This is a genomic window from Flavobacterium glucosi, from assembly GCF_048286535.1.
Taxonomy (GTDB): domain Bacteria; phylum Bacteroidota; class Bacteroidia; order Flavobacteriales; family Flavobacteriaceae; genus Flavobacterium.
On sequence record NZ_JBLVPK010000004.1, the window covers coordinates 310744 to 325798 of the forward strand.

Annotated in this window: 16 protein-coding genes; all 16 read right to left on the reverse strand. The window is 33.7% G+C overall.

The annotated features are described in order from the left end of the window. Positions 1-116 precede the first annotated feature (116 nt). The 16 genes from ACNQGD_RS09550 to ACNQGD_RS09625 all read right to left on the reverse strand — a co-directional run bounded on the left by ACNQGD_RS09550 (position 117) and on the right by ACNQGD_RS09625 (position 14945). Positions 117-1256, reverse strand: coding sequence for a DegT/DnrJ/EryC1/StrS family aminotransferase (locus tag ACNQGD_RS09550; protein ID WP_417999139.1), 1140 nt, complete (start codon positions 1254-1256; stop codon positions 117-119). 226 nt (positions 1257-1482) lie between these two features. Further along, the gene (locus ACNQGD_RS09555; RefSeq protein ID WP_417999140.1) at positions 1483-2055 is read right to left on the reverse strand and encodes a sugar transferase; all 573 of its coding nucleotides are present in this window, start codon (positions 2053-2055) and stop codon (positions 1483-1485) included. Positions 2056-2103: 48 nt separating this feature from the next. After that, positions 2104-3057, reverse strand: a complete 954-nt coding sequence (locus tag ACNQGD_RS09560; RefSeq protein WP_417999141.1) for an MraY family glycosyltransferase — start codon at positions 3055-3057, stop codon at positions 2104-2106. Between the two features lie 111 nt (positions 3058-3168). Continuing rightward, positions 3169-4038, reverse strand: coding sequence for a glucose-1-phosphate thymidylyltransferase RfbA (gene rfbA / locus ACNQGD_RS09565; RefSeq protein WP_417996965.1), 870 nt, complete (start codon positions 4036-4038; stop codon positions 3169-3171). A gap of 233 nt (positions 4039-4271) precedes the next feature. Beyond that, the gene (gene rfbB / locus ACNQGD_RS09570; RefSeq protein WP_417996966.1) at positions 4272-5321 is read right to left on the reverse strand and encodes a dTDP-glucose 4,6-dehydratase; all 1050 of its coding nucleotides are present in this window, start codon (positions 5319-5321) and stop codon (positions 4272-4274) included. Positions 5322-5395: 74 nt separating this feature from the next. Beyond that, entirely contained in the window at positions 5396-6253 is an 858-nt protein-coding gene (gene rfbD / locus ACNQGD_RS09575) for a dTDP-4-dehydrorhamnose reductase (RefSeq protein WP_417999142.1), read from the reverse strand. Between the two features lie 106 nt (positions 6254-6359). Then, the gene (rfbC, locus tag ACNQGD_RS09580; protein WP_417996968.1) at positions 6360-6908 is read right to left on the reverse strand and encodes a dTDP-4-dehydrorhamnose 3,5-epimerase; all 549 of its coding nucleotides are present in this window, start codon (positions 6906-6908) and stop codon (positions 6360-6362) included. Positions 6909-6918: 10 nt separating this feature from the next. Continuing rightward, positions 6919-7812, reverse strand: a complete 894-nt coding sequence (locus tag ACNQGD_RS09585; protein ID WP_417999143.1) for an NAD-dependent epimerase/dehydratase family protein — start codon at positions 7810-7812, stop codon at positions 6919-6921. Next, positions 7813-8631, reverse strand: coding sequence for a glycosyltransferase family 2 protein (locus ACNQGD_RS09590; RefSeq protein ID WP_417996970.1), 819 nt, complete (start codon positions 8629-8631; stop codon positions 7813-7815). 115 nt (positions 8632-8746) lie between these two features. Next, positions 8747-9805, reverse strand: a complete 1059-nt coding sequence (locus ACNQGD_RS09595) for a glycosyltransferase (RefSeq protein ID WP_417999144.1) — start codon at positions 9803-9805, stop codon at positions 8747-8749. A gap of 80 nt (positions 9806-9885) precedes the next feature. Beyond that, positions 9886-10767, reverse strand: coding sequence for a glycosyltransferase family 2 protein (locus ACNQGD_RS09600; protein WP_417996972.1), 882 nt, complete (start codon positions 10765-10767; stop codon positions 9886-9888). Further along, complete coding sequence (locus ACNQGD_RS09605) at positions 10760-11710, reverse strand: NAD-dependent epimerase/dehydratase family protein (protein ID WP_417996973.1); 951 nt, start codon at positions 11708-11710, stop codon at positions 10760-10762. The genes ACNQGD_RS09600 and ACNQGD_RS09605 overlap by 8 nt, the downstream gene beginning before the upstream one ends. Further along, positions 11704-12147: a dTDP-4-dehydrorhamnose 3,5-epimerase gene (locus tag ACNQGD_RS09610; protein ID WP_417996974.1), complete on the reverse strand. Its 444-nt coding sequence runs from the start codon at positions 12145-12147 to the stop codon at positions 11704-11706. Before ACNQGD_RS09610 ends, ACNQGD_RS09605 begins: the two co-directional genes overlap by 7 nt. Further along, on the reverse strand, positions 12135-13250 hold the full coding sequence (gene rfbG, locus ACNQGD_RS09615) for a CDP-glucose 4,6-dehydratase (RefSeq protein ID WP_417996975.1): 1116 nt from the start codon (positions 13248-13250) through the stop codon (positions 12135-12137). Before rfbG ends, ACNQGD_RS09610 begins: the two co-directional genes overlap by 13 nt. Continuing rightward, positions 13244-14032 carry a glucose-1-phosphate cytidylyltransferase gene (gene rfbF, locus ACNQGD_RS09620; RefSeq protein ID WP_417999145.1) on the reverse strand — a complete coding sequence of 263 codons (789 nt, stop codon included), beginning with the start codon at positions 14030-14032 and terminating at the stop codon, positions 13244-13246. Before rfbF ends, rfbG begins: the two co-directional genes overlap by 7 nt. 88 nt (positions 14033-14120) lie before the next feature. Then, positions 14121-14945 carry a hypothetical protein gene (locus tag ACNQGD_RS09625; RefSeq protein ID WP_417999146.1) on the reverse strand — a complete coding sequence of 275 codons (825 nt, stop codon included), beginning with the start codon at positions 14943-14945 and terminating at the stop codon, positions 14121-14123. Positions 14946-15055 lie beyond the last annotated feature (110 nt).

Consider the following 15055-nt stretch of genomic DNA (forward strand, 5'->3'; position numbering starts at 1 on the left):
GCAAAAATAACAATTAATAAATGGATAAAAGCGAACAAATCAATTCAATTTGAAAATTTATTAGTCAAAAAAGACAAACTACAACGTAATAGTCTTATTTACAAATTAGTTACTTTCTATTTTACAAATAGTTTCAAAACAACAAATTTTATTCTATCACAATCCGCTTCAGTCAGATTACAACCTGAAGGCAAACAAAGTCCGCTGTCGAAAAGTGTTTCTGCAATACTGTTTCCATAATAAGGATAGTTGCAAAAAACAGGCTGCAGGTGCATTGGTTTCCATAAAGGTCGGGATTCAATATCTTCCTCTGCTAGTGCCAGTCTCAGAGTTTCCCGCGTAATTCCATTTGTTTCTATTGGATTTACCAGTATCGTATTCAACCAATAAGTAGCTTCATAATTGGTGTTAGGCACTTCAAAAACCGTAACTCCTTTTATATTCTTGAATAATTCCACATAAAAATGATGCATCGCTCTCTTTAAACCAATATGATGGTCCAACACTTCCATTTGACCGCGACCAATACCGGCACTAATAGTACTCATTCTGTAATTATATCCTATTTCACTGTGCTGGTAATGAGGCTCAGCATCTTTGGCTTGTGTCGCCAAAAAAATAGCCCTGTTTTTTAGCGCTGCTGAATTAGTTACAATAGCTCCACCTCCAGAAGTAGTTATAATCTTACTCCCATTAAAAGAGAGAACGGCTATATCACCAAAAGTACCGCATTTTTGACCTTTATAACTGCTTCCCAAAGCTTCAGCACTGTCTTCAAGAATGGGAATAGAATAGGTATCAGCAACTGCTCTTATGGCTTCTATTTGATACGGAACGCCATATAAATGAACAGCAATAATTACTTTTGGCATAACACCTTTAGAAATGCTGTCCACAATCGCTTCTTCAAGTGCAATGGGACATAAATTCCAAGTTTCAGGCTCACTATCAATAAAAATGGGGGTGGCACCTTGATATAAAATAGGATTCGCTGATGCTGAAAAAGTCATGCTCTGACAAATTACAGTATCGCCGGTATGAACTCCAAGTAGTATTAACCCTAAGTGAATAGCGGCAGTTCCTGAATTTAAAACAGCAACATGACCAGAACCCAAATATTTTTCTAAATCTTGTTCAAAATTATCAATATTAAATCCTACGGAGGCAATCCAATTCGAATCAAATGCTTCTTGGATGTATTTTTGTTCGCTTCCCCCCATGTGAGGAGCCAAAAGCCAAATTTTGTTTGTTTGCATCTTCTAGAAATAAAATCTATGGGAATTAAGTTCCTCAAAAGTTTAAACGTCATAAAGTCAAAAGGAGCAATATTGTAAAGAGTAGTTTAAAATCAATCTATTGCGTGATTTTGTCTAATTTTAAGCACGACATTATACCAATGGTTGTTACTTAATTTTGCTAAAGTAATAAAAAACACCGCCACGATTCGGATTGCTATGCTATATTCTTTTAGTATGAGTTGTGCTATTTTTTAAAAAAAGTAAACCACACAGTTTTTAAAATAATTAAGATATCTCCACCAAAACTTTGGTTGTAGTAATATTCTAGATTCAGTCGCACTTTATCCGGAAAAATAATAGTTTCATTATAAACTAAAGGTGACTCCTGCTTCTCCAACAAGAGCTCTTCTTTAGCATATTTTAGGGACGCTAAACTGGTCAATCCTGGCTTTAATTCTAATATTTTACGGCTCTCTCCTTTAAGCAAATCATAATAACCAGGCACATCGGGTCTTGGACCTACGAAACTCATATCCCCTTTTAAAACGTTAAAAAGCTGAGGCAGTTCATCCAGTTTATAGTGGCGAAGTAACTGACCGATTTTAGAAATAAGAACCTCTTCTGAAGATGATGGGATTTGTAGGGTACGAAGTTTATATATTTTAAATTTCTTACCATATTGACCAATACGCTCTTGGATAAAGATTCCATTAGTTTGCGTATCGATAATGGCAAGCAACCAAGAAATTAATACCACCCAAAAAAATAAGAGAAGGGTGAAGAGGGAGAAAACAATATCAAAAAAACGTTTTATCATAGCTTTCGAAGTATTTTATTCGGGATAAAAACACAAGCAAAAAACGGATTAAGAATTCCCGGGAACCATTTTGCGAATAACAAAATTTCGAACAAGTAAATAAATAAAGGTCAGCAACAGTAAAAATCCGCCCATAAAAAACAGGGTCAAATACCCATTGGCATCCATATAAAGAACCAATCCATTTATAACTAATTGAAATCCTGCGTAAATAAAAGCTACTAAAATATGGGAATATCCCATTTCATTAGCCAAATATTGATACAAATGGGAGCGGTGCGGCTGAAATATATTTTCTTTTTTAAGCAATCTATTGATAATGGTAATAATCGCATCAATTCCATAAACCGAAAAGAAAAGAATATATCCAAGTTGTCCAGAATCTATAATAGTTTTTATCATAAAATACCCTAAAAAAAGTGCCATACTGATACTGCCAACGTCACCTGCAAAGGTTTTTGCATTTTTTCGAACATTAAATAGGCCAAAAGCCAAACAAGACAATCCCATGGTAATCAGTAAGGGTAAACTGGATTTGTTGACTGGTAAAAAAGAAAAAGTCACTATTGCTGTTACCGCGTACAAGACGGTTATCCCATTAATACCATCCATAAAATTAAAGGCGTTGACCCAACCTATCAGTAATACAAACACAACAGGAAGCAGCCACAAAGGTTCATAAAACAAATGCAACTCATAAAAGACCAACCCCACAGCTATGACATGTGAAATAAAACGAGGCAACTGAGACAACGGTTTGATATCATCAATAAAACTTACTATAGCCACTAATACTACTGCAAGTGCAACAGCCCAAGAAACATATCCCAGCAAAAAAGCAATACCTATGGCTATTGGAAAAATAATGCCGCCACCTCTTAATGTAATCGAAGTATGTGACGATCTACTATTGGGTTTATCAATGATATTGTATTTATCCGCTATTTTAAAATAAATAAGTTCAATACCAACTAATAAAATAATTAATGCAATATATGTCATGTTTTAAACTACGTCTATGCTGTTATCTGAATACTAATAAATATTGAACACTGACCACTGACCACTTGACCACTGACCACTAAAAAAAACTGAACACTGAACACTACTCACTTACAACTTATGCTTCAGCAATCCCAAAAGATATTCTCCATAACCTGATTTTTTCAAAGGCTCGGCCAGATCTTTCAATTGTTGTTCACTAATGAAACCTTGTCTCCAGGCAATTTCCTCGATACAACCTACTTTTAATCCTTGACGCTCTTCAATCACCTGAACAAATTGTCCCGCCTGCATTAAGCTATTAAAAGTTCCGGTGTCCAACCAAGCGGTTCCTCTGCTTAGAATACCTACTTTCAAAGCTCCTTTTTCTAGATATACTTTGTTCACATCAGTGATTTCATATTCTCCACGAGCACTGGGCTTGATATTTTTGGCAATTTCCACCACTGAATTATCATAAAAATACAGACCGGGTACTGCATAATTTGATTTGGGTTCCAAAGGTTTTTCTTCAATAGAAAGCGCTTTAAAATCAGCATCAAATTCAACTACACCATAGCGTTCCGGATCAGAAACATGGTAGGCAAACACGACCCCACCTTCAGGATTGGTATTGGATTGTAACAATTCATCCATATTGGAACCAAAGAAAATATTATCCCCTAAAACCAAAGCCACATTGTCTTTCCCTATAAATTCTTCTCCAATAACAAAAGCTTGAGCTAAACCGTTAGGAACAGCTTGCTCCGCATAACTAAATTGACAACCAATTGAAGACCCATCGCCCAATAATTTTTTGAAATTAGGTAAATCATGTGGCGTGGAAATAATTAATATTTCATTGATTCCAGCCATCATCAAAGTAGACAACGGATAATAAATCATGGGTTTGTCATAAACCGGCATCATTTGTTTGCTCATGGCCAGCGTTAACGGATGCAAACGGGTTCCAGAACCTCCTGCTAATATAATTCCTTTCATAATTTTTTTATTTTTTTGCCAAAAAGGCACTAAATTTCTGAGGTATGATTTTTCGATCTAAAACAATTTATTTCTTTAGCTAACACCTTACAAATGAAGAGTTTTTTATGGTGTAATCTACGTCATTTAGAAAAAACGGACCACCGAACACTGATCACTGACGATGAACACTGATCACTATTTTTCGTCCTCTGTCTTTCGCCGTTATGCCTTTTGACTTTATGACTTTCGAGTTAATTTGCGTATTGCTTCTCGTAATAACTCGCATACTCCCCAGAAGTAATATTATTTAACCAACTCTGGTTCTCCAAATACCAATTCACGGTCTGTTCCAATCCTTGCTCAAAAGTAACCGAGGGTTTCCATCCCAATTCTGTATTGATCTTACTGGCATCGATAGCATAGCGCAAATCATGTCCAGGACGGTCTTTCACATACGAAATCAATTGTTCCGAGGTGCCTGCGGGACGACCTAACTTCTCATCCATTATTTTGCAAAGCAATTTAACCAAATCAATATTTTGCCATTCATTAAAACCACCAATATTATACGTATCATGGTTGACGCCTTCATGAAAAACCAAATCAATGGCGACCGCATGATCTTCTACAAAAAGCCAATCGCGCGTATATTTTCCGTCGCCATAAACGGGTAAGGGTTTGTTTTGAATAATATTATTGATGAATAAGGGAATTAATTTTTCAGGAAAATGAAATGGCCCGTAGTTATTGGAACAATTGGTCAACACATAAGGCAAACCATACGTTTCTCCATAAGCACGAACAAAATGATCTGAACTGGCTTTTGAAGCCGAGTACGGGGAATTAGGATCGTAAGCGGTGGTTTCGGTGAACAATCCTTCAGCACCTAAACTACCATAAACCTCATCAGTACTGATATGGTAAAAACGCTTCCCTTCATAATTGCCTTGCCAAGTAGCCTTTGCCGCATTCAATAAATTCATGGTTCCGATAACATTTGTTTTCACAAAAGACAACGGATCCGTAATGGAACGATCCACATGAGATTCGGCAGCTAAATGCAAAACTCCATCAAATTGATGCTCCGCAAACAATTGATCAATGAATGGTGCATCAACGATATCTCCCTTAATAAAAGTATAGTTAGAAGCTTTTTCAATATCAACAATATTTTCCAAATTTCCGGCATACGTTAGCGCATCCAAATTAAAAATTTGATACTGTGGATACTTCTTTACAAAAAGGCGTACTACATGAGATCCTATAAAACCAGCACCTCCAGTGATTAATATTTTTTTCATTTGTATTTTATATTTTTTCTTCAACTATTTTTACAAAATAGCATTTTTTTTAATTAAAAATAATTTCGAAACGGTTAAACAACTTTAGACTTTAAACAAACAGCTAAACTATCTCTATAATCCGGAACAACAATACCATAAACTTGCTTGATCTTGGTTTTATCCAATAAAGAAAAAGCAGGACGCTTTGCAGGTGTAGGATAAGCTGATGAAGGAATACCATTCACTTTACAAGTATAACCTCCAATTTCCTGGATAGCCAAAACAAATTCAAACCAACTGATTTCCCCTTCATTCGAATAATTATAGACCCCTTGAATCCAGTTTTTTGCAGTAACGATGTCCATCATTACCTGAGCTAAATCGGCAGCATAAGTTGGAGATCCTATTTGATCCTTGACAACACTAATAGTATCGCGTTCATGTAACAATCGTTGCATGGTTTTCACAAAGTTGTTTCCATATCTACTGTAAACCCATGAAGTTCTAATGATAATAGCGTCAGAATTTAATTTCAAACAAGCCAACTCTCCTGCTCTCTTGGTTGCCCCATACACATTAACAGGTTGCGCCATCGCCTCCTCGGTTAAGGCAATCGATGATGTCCCATCAAAAACATAATCGGTAGAAATATGAATAAATTTCGCTGAATTATCTTTTGCATATTGGGCAATAATAGCGACCGCTAAATGATTGACAATATCCGCTGATTCTTGTTCTCTTTCTGCTTTATCTACTGCAGTATAGGCGCCACAATTTAATATAAAACTTGGATGAATTGTTTCTAATTGACTTCGCAAAACATCCAAATTATCCAATGAAACTTGATTTCTATCTGCAAAAATCCATTCAAACTGAGGGTAGTTATTGGACAACACCTTTAATTCCAAACCCAATTGCCCGGTTGCTCCTGTGACTAAAATTTTTTTCATTTCTATTTTTTACCTAATAAATAGTGAACTGAGTAAGATGGGGCAATGATGAATATTTCTTATAAATGATTTAAATCTAAAATCTTTTCACTGCTTTTCTCTTTTCTTAAAACTGCCAATCTATTTCGTTAAAACTAGGCAATACCAAATCCTTTTCAGAAACAATCACTTCTTCAGGACTCACCTGCCAATCAATGGCTAAAGTAGGATCATCATATCGAATCCCTCTTTCGCTTTCCTTATGATACAATTGATCTACTTTGTATAGTACCGAAGCGGTTTCACTCAAAACCGAAAAACCATGAGCAAATCCGTGGGGAACCATCAATTGTTTTTTATTGTCAGCACTTAAAATCACACTTACATGTTGCCCATAAGTAGCCGAATTTTTGCGTAAATCTACTACTACGTCAAGAATTTCTCCTTCAAGCGCCCTTACTAATTTAGCTTGCGCAAAAGGATTAATCTGCAAATGCAATCCCCGAATCACCCCACGTTTAGAGAAAGACTGATTGTCTTGTATAAAGGGATATGAAATCACATTTTCATGAAATTGAGCTTTGTTATAGGCTTCGAAAAAAAAACCTCTCGAGTCTTCAAAAACTGTCGGGGTAATGATTACTAAGCCTTTAATAAATGTTTTTTCAATGGTCATATTATAATTATTATTTTTTAAATGATTGAAATGTCTTTAACAAACCTTCTTTTGATTGTATGGGTAAAGGTTTACCCATTGCTGTTACAATTTTCCGATTACTAACCACATAATTTTCCGTCAATTTCTGCAAACGTTCTGAGTTGAGTGGCAAATGCAAATAATCCCCAAGTGCAGCAAGTCCTTTAATCCAAGAACATGGAATATTTAAGATTCTATTTTTTCTATTCAGACTTATACCCAATAAACGTATTAATTCATTAGTTGACAAAGGCATATCATCCGAAACTTGGTAAACACCTGAAGGAATTGCCGTGTTTTCTAATAATTCTTTGATAACAAAACAAATATTTTCGATACTTAAAAAGGAACGCTCATTTTTGAAATCTCCTAGTGGCCAAGGCAATCCTTTAGAAACTAATTGGTACAATAAATTCAAATTCCCTTTATTTCCAGGGCCGTGTATCATACACGGTCTTAAGATATAAACTCTTTTTTCTACTGGTAATTCCTGAGATAAAATATACTCTTCTGCTTTCTGTTTAGCGATCCCATAATGAGTTTTAGGATTAGGCACAACATTTTCAGTTAATATTTCGCCCACAGTATCTGCTACCGCTTTAACCGTACTCATAAATATAAAAACAGAAGCTTTAGATGGTAAGAAAGAGTCAAACAATTGTTTCGTCAATTCAAAATTAGCTTCGTAATAATCTATGGGATTAGAAACTTTTTTTAAATCGTGCGCTTTGCCAGCCAAATGAATAATAGCATTTGCGTTTAAATCAAATTGTTGATTGGGAAAATAACGAACGCTCATAGATTCTATTTCGTGAGCTGTCTTTAAATAAGGTTGAAGATTTGTGCCTACAAATCCTGATGCTCCTGTAATTACTATTTTCATTTATTTGAATTGAGACAAAGCTTCTCTATTTATTTTTTTTCTTTCATTATCAAAAAACCATCCCCATTTATTAAAGTAAACAATTGCTGAATTGACAAAAATTTTAAATAATTTTTTACTTTTATTGGCTCCTGATTCATATTTATGCACCACCGAAACCTTTGGAAAATAAATAGTTTTATAATGTTGATGCATTCTTCTGGATAAATCCCAATCCTCAAAATACATAAAAAAAGTATCATCATATACCCCCACTTTTTTCACAGCTTCGAGATTTAGTAAAGTAAAACAACCTGAAAGTATTGGTGCATTATAAATAACATCTTTACAAACATTTCTCAATTCATATTTATTTACAAATTTCTGATACGCTCTAGCTGGTTTCTTGATTTTGCGCCACAAAATATTGAATGGACTAGGTAACAATTTTGGCAAGTTCTGAATTGTTCCGTCATCATTCAAAACCTGAGGCATCATCATTCCTATTGTACAATCATTTTTCATATACTCCACCATCGGAGTTATTATATCTCCATCAAAACTTATATCTGGATTTACAACAAAATGGTATTCTGAACCTAACTCTAAAGCCTTTTGAATTGCAACATTGTGTGAAGCTCCAAAGCCCGGATTAGTGGGATTATGAATATATTTAATTCTTGAATCAGTAACTAAAATTTTCAATTCATCTGTAGGAGAATTATCAACCAAAAAAAAAATATCAACACTATTGGCTTTCAATAATGATTGAATTGCATTTTGCAACATAACAAGATCATTTCTATACAAAACGATACAGGAAGTTATTTTTATATTCACTTTATTTTTCTAAATTAAAAAACCTCTCTACTTTGACTCTCAAAATTAAACTTTTTTAAGAATAACGGGAATACCTCAGTTATCAAAATAAGTAGTTCGACTCTCTTGTAACTAATTATTTACTTCTAACTAAATTATTTTTATATAAATTTAAATAATTATCACCCATGTTTTTTAAACTATACTTGTCAAACACTTTCTTATTAAGATTATCAGCAAACTCGTCTTTGTTTTTTTCTAATATTAAAATTGAATTCTTAAGAGAGTCCCTATTATCTAACAAAAAATACGAAACTTCCCTTTCGTCAAATAATTCTCTAAAAACAGGCAAATCAGAACAAAAAACAGGTAATTTGTTTTGTGCGGCCTCCAGCATACCTAAAGGAAATCCTTCCGAATAAGAAGTCATAGCATAGAAATCAAAAAAATTTAAATACCTATACCCATCCATTCTGTATCCCAAAAAAAGACACCTATCTAAAACATTAAGTTGCTTGGCTAATTCCATTAAATTTTGCTTTTCATCACCATCGCCAATGAAAACTAATGCATATTCATCCAAAAAAGGCAAGACCTCAATTAACTGCGAAAACCCTTTTATTTTTTTTAATCGAGCAGACGCTCCAATTAATTTATATTGAGACTTTAATGAACTAATGCTTTGAAAATCTAATTTATCAATTTCACTTTTATCTGAATTTTGAAAATCTCTTCCATTAAAAATAACAGACATATTGACTTTTTTAATCGATCTTGTGTATTGAGATTTCATGTGTTCTGATAAAACAACAATCGAATCAAACGAGTTTAAAGCCTTAATCCATAATTTCTCAACAAGGAAAGCTACAAATCGATTATGCGAATCTTTCAACACCTTAAAAATATCATTATGTAAAGTAGAAATACATCTTGCTTTTTTTATTTTGTGCCGATTAAAATACAAGAATAAATCTGGTCTTAGCATATGCGAATGTATGATATCATACTTATCAAAATCAATTTCATCAAAAAAAGAAATCTTATAACAATTATTTACAAAATCAACTTCTCTTATATCATCAAAATAATAGATGTCAATTAAAGCCACTTGGTCTTTTATTTGGTTTATTAAGTCTCTTACAACAATTACAGGAGCTTCATTCACTAACTTAGGTAAGATAAAGGCAATTTTCATTTTTTTATAATTTTATTCTTTTCATAAAACAATGCAAAACTAATATTTTAAAATCTTTATGTAGATTTAGTAAATTACCACTAAGTTTTCTTTTTAAGCAAACACAGCACATAACCCAAAATTGATTTTATTTTTACACCTACTGATGGATGATGTAAAGAAATTAAATATTCATTCTTAGCCTCTTTAAAATTTCCTAATTGATGATATATCCTAGCTTTTCTTATTGACAATGCCTTTAATGCCTGATTTAATTCTGTTGAATTCAGTAATTTTTTGTACTGATTGAAAAGATGAATTTCCCGATCTATTTGTTTTGGAGAGATTGACATATTCTCTCCTATCCAATAAGACCCCAAACTTAAATCAATGAACTTGAAACGATTTGTAATTGTAGAAATTCTCATCCAATAATCAGAATCTTCAATTGCAACAAACCTTTTATCTTCATTAATTTTACCAACTATATCTACAATCTTTTTACTAACAACAACACTAGAATTAGGAATACAAAATCCATTAATCAATAAATCTTTAGCAATATTTTTCTTCAAAGTCCTTCCATTGACCACTCCTTTATTACTCTTCACCGGAAATTGTTTATCCAAATTATGATAAATTAAATCATAATCTTTTACATATTTTAGTGATTCTTCTAATTTATTTGGATACCACCCATCATCCGAATCTAAAAAACAAATCCAATCCCCTTTGGCTTCAGAAATCCCTTTGTTTCTGGAAACAGCGATTACACCTCCATTTGCATTATTAATTAAACGGATACGAGGATCAATATATTCTTTAATAATTTCTATTGTATTGTCTTCTGAAAAATTATTAACTACTATTGCCTCCCAATTTTGGTAGGTTTGATTAACTAAGCTATCCAAACAGCGTTTCATAAAATGAGCGTGATTGTATGTAGGTATTACGATTGAAAAAAAAGGAGCTGTTTTATCCATTATTGCGTTCTAAATAATCAAAAAGGTCATTAATTCCGTCTTCAAGCGACCACTTTGGTTCAAAACCAATACTGCGAATCAAACTATTATCTAATCGGTATCGTTTTGTTTCCGTTTTATTTTTTCGTTCAGCTGCTGATATCTGTAATTCTATGCAGTATCTACTCATGAAAACTGCTTTTATTTTTTCAGCAATTTCCATAATCGAAAGCGTAGTTCCGGAACTTAAATTATAGGTCATATGTGTTTCAGAGGTTTCAATTATAGTCTGAACTCCAATGCATACGTCCCACCCATGTATAAAATCACGCAAGGGTGTTCCGTCTGATTGTAAAACAATCTCCTTTTGAGTATAAGCCATTCGACACAAATCATTCACCACCAACCACCAACAGTTATTCTCATCAAATAGTGGTGCTCCAAAACTGTTGGACAATCGAACTATACGACAATCTACTGCTGTCGTTCTATTATAATGTTCACAAATCACCTCCCCTATTTGGTGCGTCAATCCATAAGCATTTTGCGCATTCAATGTTTTAGTTTCTGTTACCACATCGTTCTCTAACATTCCGTAAACTTGGGCAGTCGAGAAATAAATAAATTTCTCTAATCCTTGTTTTGAAAACAAATCCAACAAAGACCATACAGGTGTTATGTTAACAGAACTAACGAATGATGGATTCCCATTTGATTGATGATGGTCTAAAGAAACCAAGTGTACTAAAACATCATACTGATTATCTGCTACTTCCTGCATGAAATCCTTGTCTCGTATATCTCCCAAAAGCACTCTATCCATTTTTGAAACCCAGTTTTCGTCAGTAGGTATTTTTGAATAACAAAGCGATGTGACCGCATAACCTTCATTTGCCAGATGCAGAGACAGCCTAGCACCTAAATAGCCACTACCACCAGTAACGAGGACTTTTTTCTTTACCATGTATATACAATATCAGATAAACTTTCTTTTCTTTCTATTTCATTTGGATCGTGTTCTAAATTGGCCAAATTTAACAATAGATTATAGTTTTCACCCACCCCACTGAACGCTACCCAAACTCCAGGGGGGATAGTAATTCTTTGATAATTACCTTCTCCTAACGTAACATCAAAAAAATTGTTTTCTGTAGGACTATTTTTCCTGTCATCAAAAATAACAAAACGTATTTCTCCCAAAGGCACTACAAAATTCAAAGTCATTTCAAAGTGCTTTTTCCATGGTTTCGTGTCTTCAAAATGAATTGTAGAAAAATAGGCTTCTCCAAAACCAAAAAAACCTGGATCTGATTTTTTCATACCATGAAAAACATCACCCTTGGGATGATGTATCCTTTTTAGTGGGGTCAAGAAAACTCCCTCTACTGTTATCTTGTCCATACTATATTTTCAAGAGTAGCTAAATTTTCATAATCTTCAATTTGAGATTTTGTGTAAGCAAACATATTGGGTCTATTTTTATAAAACTCATAATACCAATCGCTAGTAAACGCTAATAAAGTCGGATAATCCAATGTGGCTTTCCATTGAAAATGGAACAACGCCTTATCACAATTCAACTTTAACAAACCAGCTTCGTAAAACTTAATATCTCCTGTTACCTGATAGGCATCTTTTGAGTGTTCAAAATGCCAACGCACACTCATATCTTCCAAAATTTCTTGAACGGTATGATTGTATTCTGGTTTTGGACCAAAATTAAAGCTTTCTCCATTCAAAGAATGATCTTTATACAAACGCTCTCCCAATTGTAGATATCCGCTCAATGGCTCTAAAACATGTTGCCAAGGTCGGGTTGCTTTTGGGCTTCTAATCTCCACTACTTTTCCTTCACTCCATGATCTCATACAATCTGGTATGATTCGGTCTAGTGCCCAGTCTCCACCTCCTATAACATTACCTGCACGAGCTGATGCTATTTGTACTAGACCACTTTCTTTTTTAAAGAAAGAATGGTAATACGATTTGAATATTAGTTCTGCAGCCCCTTTGCTACCGCTATAAATATCTTTTCCACCTACAGCATCACTTTCTTTATAACCATAAATCCACTCCACATTATCATAACATTTATCACTGGTAATAATAATAGCCGTACAAGGTTTGCTGTAAGCACGCATTACCTCTAGTACATTAGCAGTACCCATTACGTTTGTAGAAATAGTATCAATAGGTTCACTATAGGATAAAGAAACTATTGGCTGGGCCGCTAAATGAAATACAAAATGAGGTTGAACCTCATTAATTATTTTTCGAATGGCATCCAAGTCACGAATATCTGCAAAAAAATGCTCCATTTTATCTGCTAATTCCAACTCTACAAACATAGAAGGCGTAGTAGGGATTTCATTGGAAATTCCATATACATCAGCTCCTAATGAAATCAACCAAGTACACAACCATGACCCTTTAAATCCTGTATTACCCGTAACTAAAACTTTTTTATTACGATATACATCTCCGAAAATTATTTTTTTTACCATTTTACCCAAGGTGCCTGATCGTTACTATAAAGTTCATTCAATAAGGAATACTCTCTGGAAGTATCCATAGGTTGCCAAAAGCCATCATGTTCAAAAACTTTCAACTCCCCTAATTCAACCAATTTCTTCATAGGTTCCTGTTCTAGAACCAAATCTTCTACATCACTCAATATGTCTAAAAACGCACTATTACATACAAAATACCCTCCATTGATACGTCCTCCACTAGCCTGAGGTTTTTCATTAAAACCGGTAATGGTTGATCCGTCTTTAGCTATTCCTAATTCTCCAAATCTACCTGGAGGTCTAACTCCTGTTAAAGTAACCATTTTGCCGTGTGACTTGTGAAAAGCTACTAACGCTTCTATGTCAATATCCCCTACACCGTCTCCATAAGTAAGCATAAACATAGGATCTTCTCCAATATATTTTTTAATTCGTCTCACACGAGCACCTGTCATGGCTTTGATACCTGTCTCAGCAAGGGTTATCTCCCAACCATCCTCATTGTGACTAGTCTCAGAAACAATTTGTTCTGATTTTTTTCCTAATTTGATAGTCACATCAGCACTTCGAAGTTCATAGTTTATAAAAAAATCTTTAATCACCTCGCTCTTATAGCCCATACACAACACAAAATCGGTATATCCATAACTCGCATAGGTTTTCATAATATGCCAGATTATAGGTTTGCCACCAATAGGAATCATCGGTTTTGGTATATCATCAGCGACATCTCGAATTCGTGTTCCGTATCCTCCACATAATAGTACTACTTTCATATTTATTTTTTTATAAAAATTAAACATTTAAATTTAAAGCCATAAAGACTCTCTTTTAAAAAGACCTTCTTTTTGAAACATACGTTTCTTAAGTACTTTCATCCATCCATCTACAGACCAAAACATTGATAATAAATAACGGAGTAAACAAAACAACAACGCTATTCAGCCACAACAAATTGGCAATCATATAATATTTAGACCGATAAGTGCAATAGACAACAAAAATCAAAACAAGAATAGTGGATACTATTCCATTTTCGACTAACGATTTAATTATGGGATTAGACTCTCCTTTATCATTATTTTTGCCAATAAATCCAGGTCCTCTTCCTAAAATTAATTCTTTAGGGGAAGCCGTTGCCAAATAAAGAAATGACATATCAGCTCTATCGGTTCTGTCTTCAGAGGAAGAAGGACCTAACATTTCTAACAATTTATCTTGATTAACAACCGTAAACATTGCAAATATTCCTGCTACCAAGGTAAGTCCGTAAAAAAAATTTGCTGATTTTTCTTTTAAGCCTAAAATAGACATTATTTTGAAGCCCAATATTGAAGCAAAGACAATGACAAAAACAACCCAACTCATCGTTGAAACAGAAGCTAATGCGCCCAATAAAACGATTAATTGAAAAAAAATTAAATACTGTTTTTTCTCAATAAATTTTGAAACCAGAAAGAAATTAGTTGAAAGAAACCATCCTTGATAACTGGGCTCAAACAAAAAACCACAAACCCTCCCGATGACACCTGATTCAAAAAGCTTTGGATTGATGTATCCCAAAAAATAATTATGGTAATAAACATAAACATCTAATCCTTCACCAACGGGTTTTAACTCATAGGGAACTAATTCAAAATTGAATGCTAAAAATGAAATTATTGATAAAACTGAAAGGATTAAAACCAAAATAAAATAAAAATTTATTAGTAACTGTTTAAGACTTTTATTTCTTTTAACACTTACCAACAATACAATAGCCAAAAAAAAATACAACAAAGAATAGACAATGTCAGATA

Excerpts from the sequence above, each read along its gene's own strand:
- rfbA (WP_417996965.1), bottom strand. The coding sequence starts at position 4,038 with ATGAAAGGAATTATATTAGCAGGAGGTTCTGGAACCCGTTTGCATCCG.
- ACNQGD_RS09595 (WP_417999144.1), bottom strand. The coding sequence starts at position 9,805 with ATGAAAATTGCCTTTATCTTACCTAAGTTAGTGAATGAAGCTCCTGTA.
- rfbC (WP_417996968.1), bottom strand. The coding sequence starts at position 6,908 with ATGACCATTGAAAAAACATTTATTAAAGGCTTAGTAATCATTACCCCG.
- rfbD (WP_417999142.1), bottom strand. The coding sequence starts at position 6,253 with ATGAAAAAAATTTTAGTCACAGGAGCAACCGGGCAATTGGGTTTGGAA.
- ACNQGD_RS09605 (WP_417996973.1), bottom strand. The coding sequence starts at position 11,710 with ATGGTAAAGAAAAAAGTCCTCGTTACTGGTGGTAGTGGCTATTTAGGT.
- ACNQGD_RS09560 (WP_417999141.1), bottom strand. The coding sequence starts at position 3,057 with ATGACATATATTGCATTAATTATTTTATTAGTTGGTATTGAACTTATT.
- ACNQGD_RS09600 (WP_417996972.1), bottom strand. The coding sequence starts at position 10,767 with ATGGATAAAACAGCTCCTTTTTTTTCAATCGTAATACCTACATACAAT.
- ACNQGD_RS09610 (WP_417996974.1), bottom strand. The coding sequence starts at position 12,147 with ATGGACAAGATAACAGTAGAGGGAGTTTTCTTGACCCCACTAAAAAGG.
- ACNQGD_RS09550 (WP_417999139.1), bottom strand. The coding sequence starts at position 1,256 with ATGCAAACAAACAAAATTTGGCTTTTGGCTCCTCACATGGGGGGAAGC.
- ACNQGD_RS09555 (WP_417999140.1), bottom strand. The coding sequence starts at position 2,055 with ATGATAAAACGTTTTTTTGATATTGTTTTCTCCCTCTTCACCCTTCTC.
- ACNQGD_RS09585 (WP_417999143.1), bottom strand. The coding sequence starts at position 7,812 with ATGAAAATAGTAATTACAGGAGCATCAGGATTTGTAGGCACAAATCTT.
- rfbG (WP_417996975.1), bottom strand. The coding sequence starts at position 13,250 with ATGGTAAAAAAAATAATTTTCGGAGATGTATATCGTAATAAAAAAGTT.
- rfbB (WP_417996966.1), bottom strand. The coding sequence starts at position 5,321 with ATGAAAAAAATATTAATCACTGGAGGTGCTGGTTTTATAGGATCTCAT.
- rfbF (WP_417999145.1), bottom strand. The coding sequence starts at position 14,032 with ATGAAAGTAGTACTATTATGTGGAGGATACGGAACACGAATTCGAGAT.